We start from the raw sequence: 23,979 nt of genomic DNA, 5'->3' as shown, positions 1-23,979 counted from the left end.
GAATCCTAATGACTCAAAAAAAAACCGAAACCCAACTAGTTCATACAGGGAAGAATAATGGAGATGTAACTGGATCAATTAACGCTCCCCTCCATTTTTCCACGGCTTATCAACATCCTGGGGTTGGAGAATCCACCGGGTATGATTACACGAGAACAGGGAATCCTACTCGCACTTTGCTGGAACAATCTTTAACAGAACTCGAACATGGAAAAGCAGCCTTTGCTTTTAGTTCTGGAATGGCGGCTATTCAAGCGGCTCTTTCCATTTTTAAAACGGGAGATGAAATTGTAGTTTCCGAGGATTTATACGGTGGGAGTTACCGCTTATTCGAGTATTTGACCGACCATTACGGAATCCTCTTCAAATATTGTGACAGCCAAAAACTTGATGACCTAGAAAACTACATAACAGGGCAAACTCGAGCGATTTACATTGAATCGCCAACCAATCCACTAATGTATACGGCTGATCTTAAAGCCATTTCAAAAATCGCTAAAAAACATGGGGCCTACTTCATTGTGGATAATACCTTATATACCCCTCTTCTTCAGCAGCCACTGAAAGAAGGGGCGGATATCGTCATTCATAGTGCCACTAAATATTTAGGAGGTCACAATGACGTCCTGGCAGGGGCTCTGGTAGCAAAAGATGAACGCTTATGTGAAAAGTTAGGCTACTTTCAGAATACAGCTGGAGCTGTACTCTCTCCGTTCGACTCCTGGCTATTGATGCGAGGAATGAAAACATTAGCTTTACGAATGGAAAAACATGAACAGAATGCAAAAGAACTTGCTCATTATTTACAGAATCATGAAGCGGTAACTGATGTATTCTACCCTGGCCGCGGCGGCATGTTGTCCTTCCGATTACAGTCTGAGTACTGTATCGACCCGCTCTTGCGGCAATTAAACGTAATTACGTTTGCTGAAAGCCTTGGTGGCGTAGAAAGTTTCATTACGTATCCAAGTACCCAGACTCATGCGGACATCCCCGAAGAAACTCGAAACCGTTACGGAGTTTGTAACCGTTTGTTAAGGTTCTCTGTCGGTATCGAACACATTGAAGATTTAAAGCAGGATTTAGAACAATCACTCGCTTATTTAAAAAAGGAGGAGATTTATTATGACTGAGTCCCATTCATTTCAAACACGGCTGCTTCATAACAATCACAAGTTTGATTCACAAACAGGCGCGGTAAGTGTTCCTATTCAACAAGCATCGACTTTTCACCAAGCCGATTTCGATAACCCGGGCGTTTACGATTACAGCCGGTCAGGAAACCCGACAAGAGATGCTTTAGAAGAAACAATTGCTGGGCTTGAAGGTGGCTCCCGTGGTTTTGCATTCGCTTCTGGAATGGCAGCGATTTCTACCTCGTTTATGCTATTATCCAAAGAAGATCACGTCGTTATTTCCGAAGATGTGTACGGAGGGACCTTTCGGATGATTCATGATGTTCTGTACAGATTCGGCATAGATCATACATTCGTCAATATGACAGATCTTCATGAAGTTGCTACAGCTATTCAGCCTAATACAAAAGTGTTGTATATCGAAACTCCTTCAAATCCGCTCCTCAATATTACGGATATCCAGGCGGTAAGTAAATTGGCGAAAGCCAACGGGTGCCTCACTTTTGTAGACAACACGTTTATGACCCCTGCTTTACAACGTCCACTTGAATTAGGTGCTGACCTGGTTCTGCACAGTGCAACGAAGTTCATTGCAGGACACAGTGATGTTGTAGCAGGATTAGCAGTCACAAACCATCCTGAACTTTCTGAGCAGCTATCATTTCTACAAAATTCGTTTGGTTCAATTTTAGGTGCCCATGATTGCTGGCTTGTGCTGCGAGGCTTAAAAACATTGGACTGCCGACTGAAACAGTCATCTGAGTCTGCCTATAAGGTAGCCACGTACCTGCACGGACACCCACAGGTTGAGGAAGTTTATTATCCTGGTTTCAGTACTCATCCAGGTGCATCCACACACGCTTACCAATCAAGCGGATCAGGGGCAGTTTTATCTTTCCGTTTAAAAGATGAAGCGGAAGTAAGATCTTTTAGTCAAAAGATAGAGCTTCCAGTCTTCGCAGTCAGCCTTGGAGCTGTAGAATCCATCCTTTCTTACCCTGCAAAAATGTCACATGCCGCTATGCCGGAAAAAGAGAGACTGAAGCGAGGAATTACAGATGGATTGCTGAGGCTGTCGGTCGGGCTGGAAAATCCGGACGATTTAATCAAGGATTTTGAAACAGGATTAGCTTATGTGAAAGCAAGAAACAATTTATCTAGTGTCCAATCGGTTTGAAATGTAAATAGCCGCATTCAGCGGCTATTTTATTTTTAGGTTGTGTCAAATTTCCATGTAGATATTCATATAAGCTTCCTTATGTTGAAGACTCAGTTCCGAGACATAGTGTGACTTTAAGGGCTACAGGAAACGGTTCGCTTTCCGTGGGACGGGCGCTGAGCCTCCTCGAGCTTCGCTCTGTGGGGTCTCACCTGTCCCGCTAATCCCACAGGAGTCTCACCGTTTCCTTCCGCCCCTTTCCATATAAGTGTCTCGAAACCGCTTCAAGGAAAGCAGCAACCTCAATGTAAGCATGTGTTCGAAAGACTTGCTATACAGCGTTTTCTACATATAGGACAGGAATGACGGAAGCCTTTCCTTATGGGATGCGTTTCTCACCTTCATCGGATGGGGTTGTTGGGAAGCTGCGAGACTCCCTTTGTAAAAGCGGAAGCGCTTCGTTCAGCGGCGTATGGACTGGACTGAGCTGGCGGAGATAAAGGAAACACGAAGAACGAAGGGAGTCGATGTTGACTTATCGTACAGAAGTGAAGGAAGACTCGTTAAACCGCTAAGCGTCGAAGCTCGAATACACGAGTTTGGTTGGAAAACGTTGGTATAAGAGAGTTTTTTGCTTCTCATGTCTTAGTTCCGTCTCTTAATATAAGTTAGGTGGTTTTAGGAATGGATGAGACTCCTACCTTTGAAAGCGGAAGCGCTTTGGTCAGCGGCGTATGGACTGGACTGAGCTGTCGGAGATAAAGGAAACACGAAGAACGGAGTGATTCGATGTTGACTTATCGTACAGAAGTGAAGGAAGTCTCAGTAGCCGCTAAGCGCTGGAGCTGGATAGCCCCCCCTGAGATATATGAACGGATTCACGCCCTAGACTATTAAGGTGTAAGAGGTGGGATGAGAGTGATCGGTGAGATTTCGGAAGGCGGCAGCCTGAGGAAGCTCACTGCACTCCCACGGAAAGCGAGTCCATTCCTAAAACCACCTTCCTCTCATCATGATGACGGAACAGCAAAGATCCCACAGGAAAGCGGGTAGCTTCACAACAACCCCTGACTCTCAACACGGCAACAAACCATACTATCTCGAAATCAATTCTTCCACTATCCTGCCATATAGTAAAATTACTTTTATTCATTAGTTCATCGTCATTCCGCCCGTTACATTCACACTTTCTCCAGTAATATAGTCAGAACCTGAACTCGCAAGAAACAGAACAGCCTGGGCGACATCTTCTGGAGTAGCTGTTCGTCCTAGAGGGACTTGAGAATGATCCTCTGCTTCTACATCCAAAGCACTTACCCCCCTAAGTTCTCCCCCTCTTTTCCTTTCATTTCTCTTCATATCCGTTTCCACAATTCCAGGACATACTGCATTCACGTTAATTTGGTAATCAGCCAGTTCCAGTGCCAGGACTTTCGTAAGACCGAGGACCGCGTGCTTGGAAGCTGAATAACTACCTAAATATTTATATCCATTCTTGCCTGCTTGTGATGAAATATTTATGATTTTTCCATACCCTCCCTGATCAATCATTTGCTTCGCCCCATATTTGCAGCACAAATAAACACCTTTAGCATTAACGTTAAAAGTTTGGTCCCAATCCTCTTCTTTCGAATTAACGACCGTGTCCATTGTAGAAATTCCTGCATTATTTACTATAATGTCTAAACGCCCATGATCATGAACAATTCCTTCAATAACCGATTGAACTTGTTCAGAAGATCGAACGTCTACTTTTTTGGCACTCACTCTCCCACCAATCTCTTTTGCCGCTTCCTGGGAATTTTCCAATTGATAGTCAGCGATTACAACAATTGCATCGTTCAAAGCCAACAGTTCCACAATCGCTCGTCCAATTCCCTGGCCGCCTCCTGTTACCATAGCAACCTTTCCGTCCAATTTCCCCATTATTTCAACCTTCCCTTTTATATATTTTTAACAGCATAGTCTTTCTTCAAAATAAGATCAGCAGCTTCATTTATCCTGTTCTATTATTAAAAAGCCGCGCAACTATTAAAGTTTGCACGGCTCACTAAGAATTCCTTCTTATTTTTAATAGGTTCCCTCTAGGAGCACCATTGTAAACTTGGGAAATTTAATATGAAGAAAGCAAATTCTCATAACTTACTCAGCATTTTACAGAAAAAGTATAGCGCTGCAGCGAACCTCCCCTCACCTTTATTCTTTGGCCAGTTTTTCATCCGACCTTTTTTCATTGGAAAAGTTCGGATATCCGTATATGATTGAATAGATGTCCTTTAACAAGGAAGGTGGAACTATTTTGACAATAGTAAAGGTTACAACCTCGACTCAATTAGAAGAAGCATTTTATATAAGGAAAAAGGTATTTGTTGAAGAACAGAGTGTTCCTTTAGATGACGAATTCGATCAACACGATCAATACTGTGAACATATTCTCGCTTATCATAAATCAGTTCCAGCTGGCACTGGAAGAATACGATTTTTAAACACCACAGCAAAGCTTGAAAGAATATGCGTTCTTGATTCCTATCGTACGATAGGCTGCGGTAGAAAAATCATTTTATCCTTAGAAAAAGTAGCAGCCGAAAAATCTATGACAACCATTAAATTGCACGGCCAAGTCCAAGCCAGAGGGTTTTACGAGAAGTTGGGTTATAAAGTAGAGGGAGACGAGTTCGTAGAAGATGGGATTCCTCATTTACTTATGACTAAGAACGTGTAGAAAGGAGCGGTAAATTGAATAAACGGTCAACACGAAGATTATTTTTTTACTTAATAGGTATTATCGTCATGACGTTCGGAATCGCCCTTACGATTCATTCGCAGCTAGGTACTTCGCCTTTTGATGCTCTTCTCGTCGGCTTATACCGGACGTTTGGGTTGACGATTGGAAGCTGGGAGATTGTAGTAGGGTTTTCAATGATCCTTTTCAATGCCATCGCAGAAAAGAAGAGGCCTGAATATTTAGCTTTACTAACTGCGTTGCTTACGGGGTTCTTCATTGATATTTGGGTTTTTTCCACAGAGAGTTACTTCACCCCAGAAACATGGGGTTTGCAGATGACCTGCTTATTAATGGGGCTGTTTTTTGCCGGTCTAGGTATAGCTATAAACCTGCAGGCCGATTTCGCGCCTAATCCGTTTGACCGCACGATGCTTGTTGTAAAAAACCTCACAGGTTTGAATGTTTCGATTTCTAGATCTTTAATAAGCGTAGTGCTGGTGATTATCGCTTTCTTTTTCAACGGGCCGATAGGCTTAGGAACGCTGATTATCACGCTGTTTAGCGGGGTCGTTATACACTTTTTCATGCATTACGTCAGTCTTTTTGACGATGCCTTGACAAAAAAATCAAATAAAGAAGCAAGTCGAGTACATTCGATGTAATAAGCGGTCTTATTTAAGATCGCTTTTTATTTGGATGTTCTTGGGAGCTCCAAAAAATATATACGATACTTGCTAACAGAGAGGAATCAACCTCTTTAAGTTCATGTAAAGAATCAATTTGTATTTTATGATTAAATAAACCCTTGATGACCGTAGAACCTTTTTTATTGATCTTTCCAGTTCGTTTCCACGTAGAAGTTACTTGGATAGGCAGGTGCCCCTTTACGTTTGCGATGATCCGGTGCTTCTTTGTACCATCAGGATTTGATTGTATATCACCAATAACCACCTCATCTTTGAATATCGTCCAAACTAAACCTCCATTTGAATGGAAAAGTTCCTGTTGAATAGTATACTCATCGTTTGTCTCTTCACTTACAACTTCTAAGTTGACCCCTGTATTCAGTTGACCCTCTATACCCTGCTGATATCTCTGCATGTAACCGATTATGTATTTCCCTTTTTGAATAGCAATTTCTCTTGTGGAAGTCTCAAGTTTAGGAGGGATGTAAGTGATCACCAAATTATGACACCTCTTTTTAATTCTGCAGTCTACATCAGCACTACAGCCTTCTTTATTTAAAATGACGCTGTTTTATATGAGTTATCATTGACTCTATGTTTTCTAATTCATCTATTACATATAGGATATTCCCTTTTTCCAAATGCCGTACATTCCTATGTTGATTGCAGTTTATAGGATAAACCTTACCTTTGGAAACATACCCTCTCAATTTCAAAAACTTCATTATGTAAAGCTTTTCAGGGTGCTCGATGTAATCATAATACCTTTCGTATTGATTAACAAGAAATCTTTCCAGAGATTTTTCTCAATCTAAAAGTACCATCAGCGTCGAAAATGACTGTACTAATCACGACAGCAAAACCTACTCGTTCGTATCACATTTAATAAGCCTTTCATCTCCTCAATAAATTAGAATATTTCTTCTTATATTTATCTTCTCTTACATTTTCAATAAGTTCCTCTGCTTTTTCTTTTATATCTTCTTCTTGTCTTTCTTTATATAATTTGCTTAGCCCTTCGATAATATCATAACGGATTAATGTATAATTTTTTTCGTGGATACAGTTTAAGAAACGATCTTCAAAATGCTTCATCACTAAATCTTTTTGGTTTATTCCTGCTAAACCTACACGCCAAGTTGCCTGCAAACTGTGTCTTGCGATCACGAATTTAGGATCTTTCGTCACTAACCAAACCCTGGAGAAATCTTCAAGCATCCTTCCCTCTGGATCACTGATAGCCAAGTGAGCGAGGAATTGAGCTTATCTGGTCTTCCTATGCGGGTCATTATGATCCAAATCTTCCAATAGCTGATTCCACACTTCATTAGCCCAATCGACTTCCTGTTTTACAATCTCCATTATATACGTAAAAGCGTCATACTGATTTTGTTTGTCTTTTGACTGAAGGTTGTCAAACTGTTTTTTTATTATTGCGTCCATGTCCCACACCCCTCTAGTCATCTAGAGAATTTTTATAAAAGAGGGGGGGGGGCCGGTTAATGGCCTCCCTTAACAATTAAATTTCTGGATCGAATGTTTTACAATCTGTCTCTTCACTTTTTGAAGCCCGGTCTCCTGTATGGCTTACTACATAAATCGCATCTGCGGTACATTTGTTTCCTTGACCCCAGTACTTGCAGTTATTCACTTCACACAATACATCTTGTGCCATTGACGCACACCCCCTCGTTGTTATTTTTTCCAGGGAGTGGTGTCTCATTCTAGGTAATTTTTATTGTTAAAGTTATTGTGCATAAGACCTTCCTTTAGGTATTTCAAGTATAACACGGCCGTATTTCTGACCCCAATACCTTTATAATCCTCGCTATCCCCTTTATAATGGGGAAGGTTAAACTTATACGAAGGAAAAGGTGTATCAAATGAGCATACTCACAGTTAAAAATTTAAGTCACGGGTTCGGAGATCGTGCCATCTTTGATGATGTATCGTTCCGTCTATTACAAGGAGAGCACATTGGACTGATTGGTGCAAATGGTGAAGGAAAGTCTTCATTTATGAATATAATCACCGGTAAACTTGAGCCGGATGCAGGTAAAATCACATGGTCCAAACATGCCAGAGTCGGCTACTTAGATCAGCATGCCGATTTAAAACAAGGAATGTCTGTACGAGATGTATTGCGTACTGCTTTTCAATATTTGTTTGATATGGAAACAGAGATGAATGATCTTTTTGGCAAAATGGGAGATGCGGATCCAGAGGAACTAGAACAATTGCTGGAAGAAACCGGCCGTCTTCAAGATGCTCTGACTAATAACGATTTTTACACAATCGATGCAAAGGTTGAAGAAATAGCTAATGGTCTGGGATTAGATGACATTGGGTTGGACAGAGATGTCCATGACTTAAGTGGTGGCCAGCGGACGAAAGTTCTTTTGGCCAAGCTTTTATTAGAAAAGCCGGATATTCTTCTTTTAGACGAACCGACGAACTACCTTGATGTAGAACATATCGAATGGTTGAAAAATTATCTTCAGGAGTACGAACACGCTTTTATTCTCGTATCACATGATATTCCGTTTTTAAATAGCGTCGTCAACTTGATTTACCATATGGAAAACCAGGAGCTGACTCGCTATCCTGGGGATTATGAAGAATTCCAGCGTGTTTATGAAATGAAAAAACAACAAGTCGAAGCTGCCTATAAGAAACAGCAGAAAGAAATTGCCAACTTAAAGGACTTTGTGGCAAGGAATAAGGCCAATGCGGCAACCAGTAGAATGGCCATGTCCCGTCAAAAAAAGCTGGATAAGATGGATGTCATTGAACTGGATGCAGAAAAACCTAAGCCCTCTTTCCGCTTTAAACAAGCTCGAACTTCGGGGAAATATTTATTTGAGACAAAGGATCTTGTGATAGGTTATGGAGAGCCATTATCGAGGCCGCTTAATTTGGAAATGGAACGCGGGCAGAAGATTGCCTTATCCGGTGCGAACGGTATAGGAAAAACAACTTTGCTACGAAGTATCCTGGGGGAAATCAAACCAGTTTCAGGTACTGTAGAACTAGGTGAACATCTTCATATCGGCTACTTTGAACAAGAACTGAAAAATGAATCCAATCATACGTGTATCGAAGAAATATGGCAAGAGTTCCCTCACTTCACTCAGCAAGAGGTCCGTTCAGCATTAGCTAAATGCGGGCTTACAAGAAAACACATCGAAAGTAAAGTCCAGGTACTAAGCGGTGGGGAGAAAGCTAAAGTACGCCTTTGTAAATTGATTAATAAAGAAACGAATTTGCTCGTTCTCGACGAGCCTACCAACCACCTGGATGTCGATGCTAAAGCTGAACTAAAAAGAGCTTTACAGGACTTTAAGGGCAGTGTCCTGCTCATTTCACATGAACCCGAGTTTTATGAAGGGATTGTAACCGACGTTTGGAATTGTGAGGATTGGACAACAAAAGTATTTTAAATAAAAACCCAGACATGCCACAGCGGGGGCGTGTCTGGGTTTGTTGTTAATTACGAGTAGAAAAATAAATACTGGTACCCATTAGTGTTAAACAATGAGCGACATATAGGCCTGTCATAATGAAAAAGGACACCGAAATACCGTCAAATAAAATGATAAGGCCCCATGCTATCAAAATGAGGACAAGGGTCGTATTCCACCCTGCAGCTTTTGCCTTTGCACTAACAAATTCTTGTCGCTCATCATAGATATGCTTTTTCTTTCCTAGTTTCTTCGTAATTAAAAAAGTTAATAACACTCCTAATCCTCCACCGATTAACCCCAATAAGCCCATCCACATATCATTCAATATTCTCATCCCCCTCAAAAATGAAAAGATCTTCAATCGTACATTCAAAAAGCTGCGCTAACTTGTGAGCAAGCACTAAGGATGGTTTATACTTGTTCTTCTCCAGTGAAATAATGGTTTGTCGAGATACTTGAAGTAGTTGAGAAAGGTCTTCCTGAGTGTAATTACTTTTCTTACGATTTTCTCTGATAAGATTCTTCATAATTTTATATCACCTTTTTGTAAAGCTAACTTAACGTAAAGTATACTTTACAAAACACAATTATGTCAACACGATTGTTTCTGCGAATAAGGTAATTTTAAACGGTTAATAATAAACTACAATTATTTTCCACACCCTCATGATGCAACCTAAAACTAAATACAATTAAATACGGGGTGCATTCTTGAAAGGAGGTAACAAAATGTTCAAATCTGCAAAAAAGCAACTAAACATGCTGGCCAGGCAATTAAAATTAAGTATCCCCCATAATAATGAAAGTCCTATAACCGATCAGGATAAGGAAACATTAAGCGTCATCAGAGCTGAAACAGAAAAATTGAACCAAAATAACGTAACGAGAACCCAGGCATATTTTGACTTTTTTCAGAAACATAATGAAATACATTGGGCACTTTTAGCTCACCTCGTCTCAAGAAACGCCGGGTGGAACATGACCGATTTAAAAGGAGAATATCTCCCAATGCTTCTGAATCAAACAGAACAAAATAATTTTTTCTGTTTTCTCGAACGAGGCAACTGGCTGATTTTTCAAGATGCATACCCTCAACTTCTCTTATATGAAAAAAGCAAGGAAACAAGCCAGCCTCTCTTCTATTTATTATCTGAATTGAAGGTTTCATCATTCATGAGACCTTTTTGGGAAAATTTCTGGCTTCACAGAAACAGCTTAGAATTGACGTTTGCTCTTATAATTAACGAACAACAATACATTGAAAAACGTGTTATCCAAAATAAACTATATAAAGAAACTGTACTTGATACCATACTTTTTAAGCTACAGGACCTCTTCGATTTCAATCTCATATTGTTTCCATATACCACTCCTCTACAAAAAAAGACTAAGGTTGTTGGAGGTACAGTACATCATTTTTCATCTTTAGAAGATCGCATCAACCTTGGAAAAGGGTTGTATAACTTACTATTCTCTGTAAAAACCCGTCTGGCCCAAACAATTGATTGGGCTGATATGAACCCTCACACCGGGTCACGAAAAGATTTCTGGCCTCACCTTTTTAATGATGTGAAAGAAACCGCCCCAGGGAGCATGCACGAGATTCATAACAGCCCCTGCTCCCTCCAAGTAAAATCACTGCGTATTTACAGTCCATCCTTAACACTAGTTTGGAAGGACTGGGTACACGAAAAAGCTGAAGCAGGAGACTGGTATAAAAACAAAAAAGCCCACAACTGGATTAAAAAGCATGACAAGGAGTTGAACGGAGACATTCAAGAAACATATTGTCATATGATTGAGCAACTTGAAATGGCAGCATACACCAAACATTTATTATTTAACAAAAATTAGTTGTAATAAAAAAACCCTTACTTAAGGTAGTAAGGACTTGTAGTTTCACTATATTAACGGGCAGAAAACCTTTCTTCTTCTAAACAATTATCGCATATTGTCCGGATGGTCAAATGCCCACCGCCCTGCATTAGTAAGGATTGCTGAACGTCCGTATCATTTAAAACGTCTGATCCTAACTGTGAGACATCCAGTTTTTTTGCCTCAAGCTCCCCCACTTGACGATCGCATTTTCTACATTGGTAACAAATTTTCATGACGTTCCTCCTAATTTAAAGCTGGAATAATTCTTAGTCTGTACGATATGATTAGACGTTATGCGCTAAGAATAAAACAAAGCAATTCTAAAAAAGGGGGGGACTCCTCCACGAAAAGAAGCAGTCCCAAAAAGTCTATTTCCTGGACTTTTGAGACTGCCTTGTTTTCTTTTAAAGAAGCTAAGCTAAGCGTTGTAGTAATTTTTCATAAGAGAGTTACTCAATTAAAAGGGCTTTGCACTTTCACTTCCAACTTGGTTCTCTCAAATAAAAAGACTTTCAGGACAGCTCCTTCAAGAAATTATTCATTTTCGTTAAGACGATCTTCGATTTCACTCATAATGGCTCCTGCCTCTTCCCAGTTGCCACTTGAAAGTGCATCTTGATAATTATCAAAGAGAGAGGAGAGTTCCTCCAACATTTCTGCAGATTCGCCTAGAGCCTGTTCTTCTTCAGGTGCGTCAGCTTCTTCCTCTCCTTCTTCAACCTCAGGATCAATTAAACCAAGCATTCTTTCCAAGGCTTGATCAAAGGTAGGCTCCATGACGATTTCATCACCATAAGCTAAAATTACTTGTTTCACCTCGGGTAGAGACGTTTCATTAGAGGATTCTATATATATCGGCTCTACGTACATTACGGTATCTTCTATCGGGATGGCTAAAAGATTACCTCTAATTACTTCGGATCCACCCTGCGACCAGAGATTCAATTGCTGTGAAATGTTACTATCCTGGTTGATTCGATTTTCAATTTGCTGTGGTCCGTAAACATTTTCTTGTTTAGGGAATTGATAGACAAAAGTTTCTCCATATTTGTCACCGTCGTTACTGACACCCATCCACGCAATCATATTTTGGCGATTTCTTGGAGTATAAGGCATCATAAGGACAAACTCTTCTTCATCGTATTCCGGAAGCTGCATCGTAATGTAATAAGGTTCCATTTCTATATCCTCATTGAAGTATTTCTCAGTTGGAAATTGCCAATAATCCTCCCTATTGTAAAACACTTCTAAATTTTGCATATGATAGGTACCATACATTTCAGCCTGGACTTTAAACAAATCAATCGGGTAACGAAAATGAGATCGGACATCCTCAGGAATTTCTTCTTCAAAGAGATCAGGAAACATTTTTTGGTACGTTTGAAGTAATGGTTCCTCTGAATCGACCGCATAGAAATTAACTTCTCCCGTATAGGCGTCAATTTCCACTTTTACTGAGTTCCGTATATAGCTTTCGTCCCCCTGGTGAGGTTCTGAATAAGGATAACTTTCTCCGCTAACATAGGCATCCATTAACCATGAAAGGCTGCCATCTTCCTTAACAAAAATGTAAGGGTCCTCGTCATATTCTAAGAATGGAGCTATTCGCTCTACTCGATCCACAATGTTTCTTGTATCAAGCAGCTGACTATCCTCATTCAACTGATCTGATACAAACATGCGGAAGGAACCTTCATTGATAGAAAAAAGCAAGCGGTTCAAACCTGATAACTGAATACCAGTATCCGCTTCATATCGTGAAGACATATTTTCGTCTCCCGCCGGATAATCAAACTCATCGACTTCACTGTTTACAATGACGTTTCTGGAATCCTCTTCACCAAAGTAAATTTGGGGCCGTTCAATATCAAGTACACCTTCAGACGGAACATTTTCAAGCATATATTCGGGCTGACCTTGAGACGTGATTTCATTCACATCACTCATAGCTACGCCATAACCATGGGTATATCTAAGGTTTTCATTAACCCAGGTTTTTGCCTGTGAAGGCAGGTCACTCGTGTTCAATTCTCTTGCTCCGAGAAATACTTGCTGATATTCTCCATCAATTTCATATCGATCTACATCGATATCGTTAAATTGATAATACGTACGGAAGGTTTGGAGCTGGTTATAGATATCGAGAATTGGTCTGGCATCGTTGATCCTCACATTATCAAATGTGAGTTGATTACGCTCTACCATAGCCGCATCCAGTGTTTGATTGCCTGGATGTTCCCTCTCATCAATATTTTCCAGATCATAAGCTGCTCGAGTAAAGTCTAAATTATGCTGCAGAAAAGGACTTTCTTTTGAAAATTCATTGGGCGATACAACGTAATTTTGTACAATTACTGAAGCGCCCTGAGCTACCATCACTAAACCGATATACACGATGATGGGAAGGACCATAGCGAATAATTTTCCACGGGTCAGAGAAATGATCATCCACACTGCGCCGATAACCGCAACAGCTGCCAGCACATAGGAAGCTGGGTTATTGACGACTTTATCTGTGTAGCTTAATCCATGTACTACACTATCCTGAAAGATATTGACCTCGTTAGTCAGTAAGGACTCAAAAGGCTGCAATAAATGAACCGCAGCTAATAAGAGTCCGATCCCTCCTAAAGTCACCCCCATATGGAGCTGTGCCATACGGCTTTTGCGGTACATTTGATAAGGTGAATAGAATCCCATTATTATAAGCAGAAGAAAAACCGCAAGACCCAACAATGTAAAAACAGCGAATTTTATAAAAGGAAGAACAAACATGTAAAACGAAATGTCCATGTCAAAATGCGGGTCAACTATACCGAATGAGGTATGATTAAGGAACTTAAGCCACAGTTCCCACCCGATCCCCTGTACGATACTGCTGCCAAAAAATCCTACGAAAACTGACAAGCCAGCTATTGTCAACCGGCTCCACATTTTATTTGAAATGAAAGCTGGCAGTTGAGATTTATTGAAGTGTGACACATATCCTCTTCGAATCCAGGAGGCTGTAAAGTAAGTACTAATGAAAAATACAACGAAACCTATAATCCCTAATATGACCTTACTGCTTAAAATCGTAGTATAGACTTCCTTGAATCCTAGAGAATCCATCCAAATGTAATCAATCACCCAGTGTAGCGAAAGCCAGCCGATGATAGCAAGTACTACAAGGACTCCAAAGATTTTGCCTGCGATGGTCCCAAACTTCTTCAACTGGTTTTTTTGCTTCGTATTAATATTTGTAGTTTTATTATCCAATTTGCTCCCCCTTAACGTTTACATATCTTGTCTTTCTTGATGAATGTTTACTTTCTCATTTCTATGTACGTATAAGTAAAGTATTTGTTTCATTTTTATCCTTTACGGTGTCTTTTACAACTTTAATCTGGAAATCCTGTCTAAGTATCAATCATAATTATAACATTCTTCCGAAATTTAATTGACCTTTTACAGCATTGCTCTTTTAAATTTCCATGTTGATGTTCATATAGCCTACTTAATAAGGAAAGTCGATATCGTTAGTTTGAGAAAATGTGGTATTCAAAAACCTTGTTATATCTTTGAATAATTCACATATAAAAATCAACAACCACGTTTAACATAGCTTAAGGCATCATTTCTTTCGCTTTCTATAAACCGATGCCTACTTTATAGTGGGTGTCATAACTTGTAATCAAATTCGTATATAGCTCTTAGATAAATAAAAAAATCATCTAGTAAAAATTCTTGTTTTTCAATAAAAAACACTATAGCCGATAAAGGAATAGTGTTTTCTTTAAAAATTTGTTCATTTTATTTTTACATGAATTTGAGATTTGAAATTTTCGGCAAATTGGCTGCAGCGCTCAGCATCTTCAGAGTCAGGAGTCAATTCCACTTTCAAAGATTCAACTACTACATCAGCCCCGCAGGCCTTAAATCTTTCCTGAAACTTGTCGATGGCCCCACCGTAAGCAGGATACATAGAGTCACACGAGCCAAATAGTCCGACAGGTAAACCTGTTAAATTAACCGATTCCATATCATCATAAAAGTCCTCCAGCTCATATGGAACATCACCATCTCCCCATGTATATGTACCGAAGATCACCGCATCGTACTTAAGCATATCATCTACTTGAATATCGTCCATATCTATTTGAAACATCGATACGTCCACTTCTTTTGAACTCAATCTACCCTGTATAATTTCTGACATTTCTTCTGTATTCCCAGACATACTTGCGTACATTAATATTATCTTCATTATTCATAACCTCTCCTTGATAATAATAATCAATACATTGATTATAATTGATAATGATTATCAATGTCAATTAATGTGTGAGATATCGTCTCCCTGCTTTCTACTTAAGGTAGAAGTTTTATGACGAAATTTTTGATTATGGTTATCCAGCCGATCGTTATGGGAAGAAACCATGGCTCTTCCCTCTGCTTTAGGGTCAATGTATTTTTTCGCCTGGTTCACCGCATGAGCGGCATCTTGAAAACCACGGAAAGCAAGCCATTCCCCGCCCTGACCCACTCACCCAATGTCTCGAAATCAAGTCTTCCACTACCCTGCCATATTGTGAATAAATCACTTATCAATTCAACAACCACCTTTAACATAGCCTAATTAAAAAGAAATTTAATACCCCCTTCTCCTTTATTACATGTGTTTGATTTCCCCTTCCGCAACGTAAAAACTTCACTCTGCTCGCCCATTCGGTCAAAGGGATATGAACAGCTACTATCCAACAGGATTTCTCTACACATGAATAATGTACTAAGCTTTTTCAAATTCTCACTCGATATTTATTGAATATCCTCTGACTAATTGCAAATAGTATTGATACTAAGTAAAAGGAGGCTGCATTGATGAATAGACAAAGAGCTGAAGAAATCGCCGCATCTCCAGTCATGGCGAGCGTGACATTTAATAATATGAAGGTCTATATCCAGCACGTTAATGAAAATGGCGAAACTGCCAGGATCTATGATCTCAGTGACCCGAAAAATGAACTTGATGTATCTTTAGACGAATTAAATGAAGTGTATCAATAATAAAAGGCCATCACCTTTGAGAGTGATGGCCTTTTATTATTGATTTTACTGTCAGTATGGGCGATAAAAACTATTGAAGTGATCTCCGGCAAGGATTCCTTTTTCATGCGTCAACTTCCAGTTTTGTTCAACCAATTCTATCCCCTCAAACAAGTAAACATTCATTCTCATACATAAATGAATAATTCAAATCAATAAATAGAAAATGTTGTTCTGTTAGTGGAAAGCTGAAAGTCCGGATCAAATCTTTCGTTTCAATATCAGAATAGATATCAGATAAAATGCCTTTCTTCCACGTTTTCATTTGCATAACATTTTCTAAGAAATAAGGACGAAACGCCCAATTTGATCCCTTCTTGGATGTTTCAACGATCCATTTTTCTTCCTGTTTACGAAAGTTTGATGAAACCTGCTGTCCATCACTGTTACAAACAAACATACGAAAGCTCTCTTTATTGAATTGACCTTTCACTAAATCAATGAAGGCATCTACTTTCTTCGGCCCTTCCCATTTTGTAAGCAAGGTTTTCACTTTTAGTTCCCAGGCTAAATTCAGATTGAGTCTTTGTTCAATAAGTGATTTCTCCCGTTGAATATAAGCGCCTACTTTATTACCTATATTTAAAGAGATGGATTCCTTTGTTAGCAGCTGGAAGTTTGGGCGCGACAGATAGAATCCTTGATAGTACCTGCCTCCATGCTTCCAGGCAAAGTAAAGCTGAAAATCATCTTCGATATTTTCAAATAGTAAAGCAGCACCTATACGATGTGCAAGCATAGATAAGGAATACATAATATCATAAAAGCCTTCAGAATTATGATTTCTTATCGATTTCGTATCAATTTTTAATATGTGTGGTTCAAGCTGTCGAATTCGATCAATATTAGAACTTTTTGCTCCTACATGATCAATGGCGATTTGAAGCCCAAATGTCTTATAGTATAGCAATAGATGACTCAGTTCTTCAAAGTCTTCATCAAAGTCGTGTTCAGTCACTTCAATCACAACCTTGCTCATGGCAAAGCCTCTTTTCTCAAAGGATAACAATGTATTTAGTAAGTCCTCTCCATCATTCACCATCAATTGCTTGGCATTTCGATTAATAAACAAATACCCACTATTATCGGCAGCCAGCATTTCTTCTAGTGCCATATTTAATAAATGCTGATCGACTTCCACTTTAAACTCTTCAGGAACATCATCATCATGGAAAAAACCACCTAAACTTTTCCATTCATTCTCTGTTTGAAACCTTCCCAAAACTTCATAACCTGCCACGTCGTGTTTAATTGCGCTAATGACCGGTTGATATATGGGTTTTACCTTATGTAAATTACCTACGATATCTAGTGGATCCATAATTCCCCCTCCTCATTACTAAGTTAATTTTTAATTTTTGCGAGGCGCACTAGTTAATGCCGTAGAAAAATCCGAATATATTCATTATATATCCGGACTTCTAATGTTGTCATTTGATATTTAATTTAAATTAGTTTTCTGCGAATGATAGTTAATATACTCATTGTTCAATTACGAAATTGGGAAGATCGTCATGAAAACTTCTCCAGTCCTCTTCCATTTCTGATTCAGTCAGCAGACAATCGTCCAGTGTATTCTCCAAATATTTCTGCTCCGCATGAATACCGATGAATACTAGCTCAGTTAATCTATCGCCGTAAATCCTATCCCACCCTTGCAGAAGTTCAGGCTCTCTTTCAAATATGCTCTGTCTTTCATCATCAGGTAAAGCTGCGATCCACTGTCCTGCCCCTTGAATGACTAGTGATGAACCGGCTTGTGATAAAAGACCTGCTACGTCATTTCGTGAGGCAAGCCAAAAAAACCCTTTGGATCGAACAATGTCTTCTGGCCAATTTTCTAACCATTTCTTTAAGCGATCTGGATGAAATGGTTTTCTACGGCGGTATACAAAAGAACTGATACCATATTCTTCACTTTCGGGTGTATGCTCTTCATTTAACTCTTTGATCCATCCAGCACTTTGACTTGACTCTTCAAAATCGAACAAATTAGTATTAAGCACTTCCGTAAGATCAGTTTGACTGTAACGTGCTTCAATAATACGGGCATCTGGGTTAAGCTGGTGAAGGACAGCGGTTAACTTGTGACAATCTGTATCTGCTACGAGATCGACCTTATTCAAAATAATAATGTTTGCAAATTCAATTTGATCTATAAGCAAATCTATCACTTCTCTAGTATCTGCTTCATCAGCCGCCTCGTTACGATCCAGCAAGCTTTCTCCTGACCCGTAATCAGACCAGAATCGGTTGGCGTCTACAACTGTTACCATAGTGTCCAGCCTAAAGTTTTCTTTAAGGTTGATGCCAAGTTCCTCATCTTCATAGGTAAAGCTGTGAGCAACAGGAATAGGCTCTGAGATTCCTGTTGATTCTATGACTATATGATCTATATCTAAAGATGCCAATTTTTCAACTTCTTTTATAAGATCTTCACGTAAGGTGCAGCAGATACAACCATTCTGCAGTTCAACTAACTTTTCTTCTGTGCGGCTGAATCCTCCCTGTTTTATCATACTCGCGTCAATATTGACTTCACTCATATCATTTACAATAACAGCGATTTTTCGATTCTCTTTATTGTTTAAGAGGTGATTCAGTAATGTTGTTTTACCTGCACCCAAGTAACCGCTTAGTACAGTTACGGGTATTTTTGTTTTCATTTAGAATCCTCCCCTATTAATCACCAGCTGGATTTTTTCACGCCTGGTATTTGACCCTTGTGGGCGTAGTCTCTAAAAGCAATACGTGACATGTTAAATTTCCTCATATAACCTCTCGGACGCCCAGTAATTTCGCAGCGGCCCGTCAATCGAGTTGGGGAAGAATCTCGCGGAAGTTTCCTAAGTGCTTCATAATCACCTTTTGCTTTTAACTCTTTTCGGAGTTCTGCATATTCAGCCACCATTTTTTGACGTTTTATTTCTTTTGCGATTTTGGATTTTTTAGCCACCCATCAACGCCTCCTTCAATTTATAATTGCATTTTTTCTTTCACCTTTACTTTTAATGTAATGGTTACGCATATACAATACAATAAATAGTAATGGTTACGATTTATAAATTATATGATAGCCCGTACTTTTTGTAAACCACCAATAGTAAAAAACAAAAGAAGGAGCTGTGAGTTAAGCTCCTTCTTTTGTTTGCTTTATTTTACTTCGCTGGTACTCGTTATCTCTATCTCCTTTAAAGCTTGAGATGCCAACCTGTCCGCTTCACGGTTTTCTTTTCTAGAGATGAGCGCATACTCGGGTTTAATTCCCATATTATACATTTTATTTTCAATTCGGTCCGCCCATTTTGTCAATTCTTCTTCTAAGCAAGGCCATTCACCCTTTAGCTGGTTAATGACCACTTGAGAATCTCCTACAAATTTAACTCTTAAATGATGGACGCCCAGCAGATCTAGTTCAAGTAATGAAAGGTGAAGTGCCGCGTATTCCGCTTCGTTGTTCGTATTCAATTCTTCGACCAAAGCATTCTTTCTTAGTCTGAAATTTTGATTGTTTTGTTCATAGTAGACGGCACAGCCTAACCCTGACTGTTTAGTACTTAAATCGAACCCGCCATCAAAATATACGACTATGTTGTGAGGTTCTGTTTCTATTCCTTTCATGTATTGCTTTAATTCCTTTAAGTTCCAAGTACGGTCTAGATCGTCAACAAATATTAAATTTTTCGATCGACCCGTCCTATCAAGATCTTCTGCGATTAAAATGCCTTGTCCCACACTCATCTCCTCAGAATGAAAGGTTGTTTCTATTCCTTTTGGCTTTTTATAAGTCCATTCGATTCTAACATTCATTTAAAATCCACCTTTAGGGAATGTTATTTAACTAATTTTTAGTATTGTTTATTTCCATTTTACCCTAATCGAGCCTCCTATATTAATAAATGCTATGGTCATTTTAAAAATTCACCGAAACCACTCTACTAACCCAATCATACTCAATAGCCCTAATAGAAAGGAAAAAGTGGCTACTCTTTCGTAACCATGACCATGTGTTTCTGGAATAAGTTCTTTATAAACAATAAAAAGCATAGCTCCTGCTGCAAATGCAAGCCCATAAGGAACGAGGAATAGCGCCATATTAACTAATTTATATCCTATGTAACTTGCTATAAACTCTATAAAACCAGTCAATAAAGCCAAACATAAGGCAAAATACCGATTAACTTTCTGATTTATAAGAAATAGTGCGACGAGAAAACCTTCAGGCGCATTTTGTAATCCTATGGATAGTGCGACAACTGCCCCAAGGTGTTCCGTCTCACTTGCAAAGCTGGCTCCCACCGACAACCCCTCGGGAATATTATGCAAGGTCATTGCAATCACCATCATGAAAGATTGATAAGGAAGAAGTACTTGGAGTCGATCATGCTGTACATCTACATGTGGAATAAACTGCTCTAGCAAGTTTAAAAGCAGGGCACCTGCCAATACTCCAATGCACAGCACATAGAGATTCGTTAATTTCAAAGATGCGGGAATCAAGCCGTATGTAGAGGCCGCCACCATAATCCCAGCAGTATAAGCAAGAATCATATCCATTTGGCGATGCGAAATCCTGCGAATTAACAAAACCGGGAGCGCACCCAGTCCTGTAGTAAGTGCACACAAAATCATAAATAAAACATTAGAATCCATAGAAACCTCCTGAAGAAGCAAAGGGATAGAAGCCCTGTCCTCTTCAATATATGTACCTCCATGGATATTAAGAAGTTATATTACTGCTTGTATTATTTAAATTTAATAGAAAATTCTAACATAGAGATTAAGGGTTGTCTACAAATACTAAATCGATTACTATAGGAATAGCGAATTTTTTTACGAGGAGCGTATTTATGAAACGATCCATCTACGGATTGACTTTTGAACAACTGACGAACTGGCTTACGGAACATGGAGAGAAAAAGTTTCGATCTAAGCAGGTTTGGGATTGGCTTTATCAAAAACGTATCACAGCATTTTCTGATATGAAAAACGTGAACCAGTCTTGTATTGACGTGTTAGAAGAGCACTTTACAATTGAATCTTTATCGGAAGAAATAAAGCAGGAATCCAAAGACGGTACAGTAAAATTCCTTTTTAAATTACATGACGGGAACGTAATTGAAACTGTTCTGATGCGTTTCAACTATGGCCTCTCTGTCTGTGTAACGACTCAGGTTGGATGTAACATCGGCTGTTCATTCTGCGCAAGCGGTGTGCTGCGTAAAAACCGCGATTTATCAAGTGGAGAAATCGTAGAACAGATCATGCAGGTGCAGCAGCATTTGGATCAGCAGGGAAATGATGAGCGTGTCAGCCACATTGTAGTGATGGGAATTGGAGAACCGTTTGATAACTATGAAAATCTTATAGACTTTTTGAAAGTGGTTAATGACAATAAAGGATTGTCGATCGGTGCCCGTCATATTACTGTTTCAACCAGTGGAATCGCACCTAAGATGTACGAGTTCGCGGATGAAGGTATCCAGATCAATTTAGCCTTGTCCATTCATGCGCCAAACAATGAACTGCGTACAAAGATTATGAAAATCAATAAAGCTTATCCATTGGAAAAATTGATGCCGGCGATCGATTATTATTTAGAAAAGACGAACAGGCGGATCACATTTGAATATATTCTTCTAAAAGATGTGAATGATCATAAAAAAGAAGCTGAGCAGCTTGCGGACTTGCTGAAAAATAAGCGGCACTTATCCTATGTGAACTTAATACCGTACAACCCAGTTGCAGACAATCCATATGAACGAAGTGAAAAAGAAGCGATTCTTACGTTCTATCAGACATTGATGGATCGCGGGATCAAATGCGGTGTAAGGACAGAACACGGTACGGATATTGACGCAGCGTGTGGTCAGTTGAGAAGTAAACAGATTGAAAAAGAAAAAGCTCAAAAGAAGAAAAAAGTTCAAACCAATTAATAAGCATGAGGCTTTATGCCTCATGCTTATTTTTATGATCGTTTCAAATTATCTCGATCTATTCCTTTCCATGTGCCGTCGAATCAGACGAATTTGACCTCTATGATTAATTTCATCCTCAAATACATGAAACCATCGGAAGTAGTTATTTGCTTCATGATCTGGGCCAAAAGGTGAGACTTCATCCAGCCAACTGTCATGCTTTCTTGTAAACAACTCCATTGTTCGGGATCTAGCATGAGACAATTGCTCTATGTAAAACGACAGGTCACGGTTACAGATGATCTGATGAGCTTTTTCACCCAGCTCCAATCCTAAACCAATCTTCTCAAATTCTTTTTCAGTCGGAGCACGGTCCTCAAAAGTAATGATTTGATATACCTCTTCAACGCACGCCATGTGGTACAGAAGACACCCAATTGAGTTTCCTTGACCACCTATACGATAATCAAGTTCTTCAGATGTAAGTCCCTCTGCCGCTTCTAATGTAGTGATACGAACGTAATGCATCATGGATAATAATCTTCCTATAGAAGGGGAATAGCCTGCGGTCTCTTCAACCATGTATCTTTTTTCATCCAGGGTTTCCATATTCATCACCTCAAAAATTCACTTAATTATTTTATTCGGCAAACCTGGTAGAAATCCTTTATTTTTATTGTTAGTCCTCTATCATGATGAAGAAAAATGTTTCCTCATAAGATGAAGCGGCCTTATCTTCTATGATAAGGCCGCTTGGATCAATGTTTACTATTCATTTTAAATTGCGTAGAATTTTCCATTGCAAATCGAATGATCTCATTGTAATTTTGCGGATCAAATTCTTTTTTAGAAGGGATGTACAGCTTTGCTGTCCCTTCATCGAGAATTTTTATTCTCTCTCCTCCTCGAACATACAAGATGACGTATAAAAATGGCTCTATCATTTCGTGGTTTGCCAGAAATTCATTAGAAAAATCTCCAGTGAGCAACAACCGGTCTTCCACCTGTTTCAAGGACAGCTGACTGTAAAACTCAAGATTCTTTATTTCTATTAGAGACAAGTAATTACACTCCTTTGTAATCTTTTCCACAATTGCCCAATCGTTAACCACTTAAGATGTTACTCTTTCTTCATCCTATATATTCCCTTTACCTGTTAAAGCTGTGTAAATTTTTATAAAGAGTATCATAAATTAGAGGTTTAAAGTAACCTTTCTATCTAACCTATGTCAAAACGACAATAAATTTAACATTTTCGTCACCATTCTAGTCGTTTTCATAATGAAATTGATAGTTATTTTCTATATACTAGATTGGGAACATTCTTATAAATGAGATGGGGTAATACTTTTGCAAATAAATAAGGATTTCAACTATGTGCCCTGGGTTGTCGGACTTTCAATTGCCATCAATGCCATTGTTGTAGCATTGTTATTCGTTCCTGAAATAGGCAGTGGAACGAGCTTTGACATCACGGTACTGCCTTTAATGAATGCGGTATTCAACTCATTCACCTTCGTGTTTTTATTAGCCGCTCTATTCATGATCTTAAAGAAAAACATAACCTGGCATAAACGGTTCATATTCGCAGCTTTTACGACAACCGCTTTGTTTCTTATTTCCTATCTAACGTATCATTCTATGTCCACATCTACTTCTTATGGTGGAGAAGGAATTATGCAGACTATTTATTATTTTATATTGATTACACATATCTTTCTTGCGGCAGCTATCGTACCTTTAGCTCTGTTGACTTTATTCCGCGGCTTAGCAATGAAAGTGGATAAACACCGTAAGATCGCGCGCTGGACCATGCCTATTTGGTTATATGTTAGTCTGACCGGTGTCATCGTCTACCTGATGATCTCACCATATTACTAATCACTCTTTAAAAAGGCTCGGTTAAATTTCAGCGTTGATATTTATAT

The 23,979-nt window shown here is 39.1% G+C and carries 27 protein-coding genes; 9 read left to right on the top strand and 18 right to left on the bottom strand.

The genetic code is table 11. The features are described 5' to 3' along the window. Positions 1 to 8 precede the first annotated feature (8 nt). Positions 9 to 1,133 carry a methionine biosynthesis PLP-dependent protein gene (locus O2Q26_RS13645; protein WP_289216419.1) on the top strand — a complete coding sequence of 375 codons (1,125 nt, stop codon included), beginning with the start codon at positions 9 to 11 and terminating at the stop codon, positions 1,131 to 1,133. After that, positions 1,126 to 2,313: a cystathionine beta-lyase gene (gene metC / locus O2Q26_RS13640; protein ID WP_289216418.1), complete on the top strand. Its 1,188-nt coding sequence runs from the start codon at positions 1,126 to 1,128 to the stop codon at positions 2,311 to 2,313. The genes O2Q26_RS13645 and metC overlap by 8 nt, the downstream gene beginning before the upstream one ends. A 1,134-nt stretch (positions 2,314 to 3,447) precedes the next feature. Here metC and O2Q26_RS13635 read toward each other — a convergent pair. Beyond that, positions 3,448 to 4,221 (bottom strand): SDR family NAD(P)-dependent oxidoreductase, encoded by a 774-nt coding sequence (locus O2Q26_RS13635; RefSeq protein ID WP_289216417.1) that lies wholly within the window; start codon positions 4,219 to 4,221, stop codon positions 3,448 to 3,450. A 373-nt stretch (positions 4,222 to 4,594) separates the two neighbouring features. Here O2Q26_RS13635 and O2Q26_RS13630 point away from each other — a divergent pair, with 373 nt between their 5' ends. Both O2Q26_RS13630 and O2Q26_RS13625 read left to right on the top strand, forming a co-directional pair. Continuing rightward, positions 4,595 to 5,017: a GNAT family N-acetyltransferase gene (locus O2Q26_RS13630; protein WP_390216658.1), complete on the top strand. Its 423-nt coding sequence runs from the start codon at positions 4,595 to 4,597 to the stop codon at positions 5,015 to 5,017. A gap of 14 nt (positions 5,018 to 5,031) precedes the next feature. Continuing rightward, positions 5,032 to 5,682 carry a YczE/YyaS/YitT family protein gene (locus O2Q26_RS13625; RefSeq protein WP_289216415.1) on the top strand — a complete coding sequence of 217 codons (651 nt, stop codon included), beginning with the start codon at positions 5,032 to 5,034 and terminating at the stop codon, positions 5,680 to 5,682. A 13-nt stretch (positions 5,683 to 5,695) separates the two neighbouring features. On the opposite strand, the gene O2Q26_RS13620 is transcribed toward O2Q26_RS13625, so the two are convergent. The 4 genes from O2Q26_RS13620 to O2Q26_RS13610 form a co-directional block, all read right to left on the bottom strand. Continuing rightward, positions 5,696 to 6,205 carry a hypothetical protein gene (locus O2Q26_RS13620; RefSeq protein WP_289216414.1) on the bottom strand — a complete coding sequence of 170 codons (510 nt, stop codon included), beginning with the start codon at positions 6,203 to 6,205 and terminating at the stop codon, positions 5,696 to 5,698. Between the two features lie 395 nt (positions 6,206 to 6,600). Further along, on the bottom strand, positions 6,601 to 6,924 hold the full coding sequence (locus O2Q26_RS19085; RefSeq protein ID WP_352232251.1) for a hypothetical protein: 324 nt from the start codon (positions 6,922 to 6,924) through the stop codon (positions 6,601 to 6,603). 45 nt (positions 6,925 to 6,969) lie between these two features. Then, the gene (locus O2Q26_RS19080; protein ID WP_352232250.1) at positions 6,970 to 7,149 is read right to left on the bottom strand and encodes a hypothetical protein; all 180 of its coding nucleotides are present in this window, start codon (positions 7,147 to 7,149) and stop codon (positions 6,970 to 6,972) included. Between the two features lie 76 nt (positions 7,150 to 7,225). Beyond that, positions 7,226 to 7,381 carry a DUF1540 domain-containing protein gene (locus tag O2Q26_RS13610; protein ID WP_289216413.1) on the bottom strand — a complete coding sequence of 52 codons (156 nt, stop codon included), beginning with the start codon at positions 7,379 to 7,381 and terminating at the stop codon, positions 7,226 to 7,228. A 208-nt stretch (positions 7,382 to 7,589) separates the two neighbouring features. Here O2Q26_RS13610 and O2Q26_RS13605 point away from each other — a divergent pair, with 208 nt between their 5' ends. After that, the gene (locus tag O2Q26_RS13605; RefSeq protein WP_289216412.1) at positions 7,590 to 9,146 is read left to right on the top strand and encodes an ABC-F family ATP-binding cassette domain-containing protein; all 1,557 of its coding nucleotides are present in this window, start codon (positions 7,590 to 7,592) and stop codon (positions 9,144 to 9,146) included. A gap of 46 nt (positions 9,147 to 9,192) precedes the next feature. Here O2Q26_RS13605 and O2Q26_RS13600 read toward each other — a convergent pair whose 3' ends face one another. Further along, positions 9,193 to 9,495 (bottom strand): DUF2178 domain-containing protein, encoded by a 303-nt coding sequence (locus O2Q26_RS13600; RefSeq protein ID WP_289216411.1) that lies wholly within the window; start codon positions 9,493 to 9,495, stop codon positions 9,193 to 9,195. Then, entirely contained in the window at positions 9,488 to 9,697 is a 210-nt protein-coding gene (locus tag O2Q26_RS13595; protein ID WP_289216410.1) for a helix-turn-helix transcriptional regulator, read from the bottom strand. The genes O2Q26_RS13600 and O2Q26_RS13595 overlap by 8 nt, the downstream gene beginning before the upstream one ends. A 202-nt stretch (positions 9,698 to 9,899) precedes the next feature. On the opposite strand from O2Q26_RS13595, the gene O2Q26_RS13590 reads away from it, so the two are divergent. Next, the gene (locus tag O2Q26_RS13590; RefSeq protein ID WP_289216409.1) at positions 9,900 to 11,024 is read left to right on the top strand and encodes a DUF2515 domain-containing protein; all 1,125 of its coding nucleotides are present in this window, start codon (positions 9,900 to 9,902) and stop codon (positions 11,022 to 11,024) included. 53 nt (positions 11,025 to 11,077) lie between these two features. On the opposite strand, the gene O2Q26_RS13585 is transcribed toward O2Q26_RS13590, so the two are convergent. From O2Q26_RS13585 to O2Q26_RS13570, 4 genes are all read right to left on the bottom strand, one after another. Further along, the gene (locus O2Q26_RS13585; RefSeq protein WP_289216408.1) at positions 11,078 to 11,281 is read right to left on the bottom strand and encodes an anti-sigma-F factor Fin; all 204 of its coding nucleotides are present in this window, start codon (positions 11,279 to 11,281) and stop codon (positions 11,078 to 11,080) included. A gap of 301 nt (positions 11,282 to 11,582) precedes the next feature. Next, complete coding sequence (locus O2Q26_RS13580; protein ID WP_289216407.1) at positions 11,583 to 14,306, bottom strand: UPF0182 family membrane protein; 2,724 nt, start codon at positions 14,304 to 14,306, stop codon at positions 11,583 to 11,585. A gap of 529 nt (positions 14,307 to 14,835) precedes the next feature. Beyond that, positions 14,836 to 15,294, bottom strand: a complete 459-nt coding sequence (locus O2Q26_RS13575; protein ID WP_289216406.1) for a flavodoxin — start codon at positions 15,292 to 15,294, stop codon at positions 14,836 to 14,838. A 66-nt stretch (positions 15,295 to 15,360) separates the two neighbouring features. Then, complete coding sequence (locus O2Q26_RS13570) at positions 15,361 to 15,573, bottom strand: hypothetical protein (RefSeq protein WP_289216503.1); 213 nt, start codon at positions 15,571 to 15,573, stop codon at positions 15,361 to 15,363. Positions 15,574 to 15,908: 335 nt separating this feature from the next. On the opposite strand from O2Q26_RS13570, the gene O2Q26_RS13565 reads away from it, so the two are divergent. Then, a complete protein-coding gene (locus tag O2Q26_RS13565; protein WP_253935879.1) occupies positions 15,909 to 16,094 on the top strand; it encodes an H-type small acid-soluble spore protein in 186 nt (61 codons plus the stop codon). A 145-nt stretch (positions 16,095 to 16,239) separates the two neighbouring features. Here O2Q26_RS13565 and O2Q26_RS13560 read toward each other — a convergent pair whose 3' ends face one another. The 5 genes from O2Q26_RS13560 to O2Q26_RS13540 form a co-directional block, all read right to left on the bottom strand. Further along, positions 16,240 to 17,454, bottom strand: coding sequence for an EAL domain-containing protein (locus tag O2Q26_RS13560; protein ID WP_289216405.1), 1,215 nt, complete (start codon positions 17,452 to 17,454; stop codon positions 16,240 to 16,242). A 160-nt stretch (positions 17,455 to 17,614) separates the two neighbouring features. Continuing rightward, the gene (locus O2Q26_RS13555; protein WP_289216404.1) at positions 17,615 to 18,799 is read right to left on the bottom strand and encodes a GTP-binding protein; all 1,185 of its coding nucleotides are present in this window, start codon (positions 18,797 to 18,799) and stop codon (positions 17,615 to 17,617) included. A gap of 20 nt (positions 18,800 to 18,819) precedes the next feature. Beyond that, positions 18,820 to 19,089, bottom strand: coding sequence for a 30S ribosomal protein S14 (gene rpsN / locus O2Q26_RS13550; RefSeq protein ID WP_289216403.1), 270 nt, complete (start codon positions 19,087 to 19,089; stop codon positions 18,820 to 18,822). 197 nt (positions 19,090 to 19,286) lie between these two features. Beyond that, positions 19,287 to 19,943, bottom strand: coding sequence for a reverse transcriptase-like protein (locus O2Q26_RS13545; protein ID WP_289216402.1), 657 nt, complete (start codon positions 19,941 to 19,943; stop codon positions 19,287 to 19,289). A 111-nt stretch (positions 19,944 to 20,054) separates the two neighbouring features. Further along, the gene (locus O2Q26_RS13540; protein WP_289216401.1) at positions 20,055 to 20,786 is read right to left on the bottom strand and encodes a ZIP family metal transporter; all 732 of its coding nucleotides are present in this window, start codon (positions 20,784 to 20,786) and stop codon (positions 20,055 to 20,057) included. 197 nt (positions 20,787 to 20,983) lie between these two features. On the opposite strand from O2Q26_RS13540, the gene rlmN reads away from it, so the two are divergent. Continuing rightward, positions 20,984 to 22,069, top strand: coding sequence for a dual-specificity RNA methyltransferase RlmN (rlmN, locus tag O2Q26_RS13535; protein ID WP_253935884.1), 1,086 nt, complete (start codon positions 20,984 to 20,986; stop codon positions 22,067 to 22,069). 48 nt (positions 22,070 to 22,117) lie between these two features. Here rlmN and O2Q26_RS13530 read toward each other — a convergent pair whose 3' ends face one another. After that, on the bottom strand, positions 22,118 to 22,660 hold the full coding sequence (locus O2Q26_RS13530; RefSeq protein ID WP_390216650.1) for a DinB family protein: 543 nt from the start codon (positions 22,658 to 22,660) through the stop codon (positions 22,118 to 22,120). A 149-nt stretch (positions 22,661 to 22,809) separates the two neighbouring features. Continuing rightward, a complete protein-coding gene (locus tag O2Q26_RS13525; RefSeq protein ID WP_289216400.1) occupies positions 22,810 to 23,112 on the bottom strand; it encodes a hypothetical protein in 303 nt (100 codons plus the stop codon). 289 nt (positions 23,113 to 23,401) lie between these two features. Between O2Q26_RS13525 and O2Q26_RS13520 the strand changes: the two genes are divergently transcribed. Next, complete coding sequence (locus tag O2Q26_RS13520; protein ID WP_289216399.1) at positions 23,402 to 23,932, top strand: DUF420 domain-containing protein; 531 nt, start codon at positions 23,402 to 23,404, stop codon at positions 23,930 to 23,932. Positions 23,933 to 23,979 lie beyond the last annotated feature (47 nt).

Origin of the sequence: Halobacillus campisalis, from assembly GCF_030345335.1 — a bacterium.
GTDB classification, from domain to species: Bacteria; Bacillota; Bacilli; order Bacillales; family Halobacillaceae; genus Halobacillus_A; species Halobacillus_A campisalis.
Note: the sequence above shows the minus strand (reverse complement) of the source record. Positions and strands in the feature narration are given on the sequence as shown.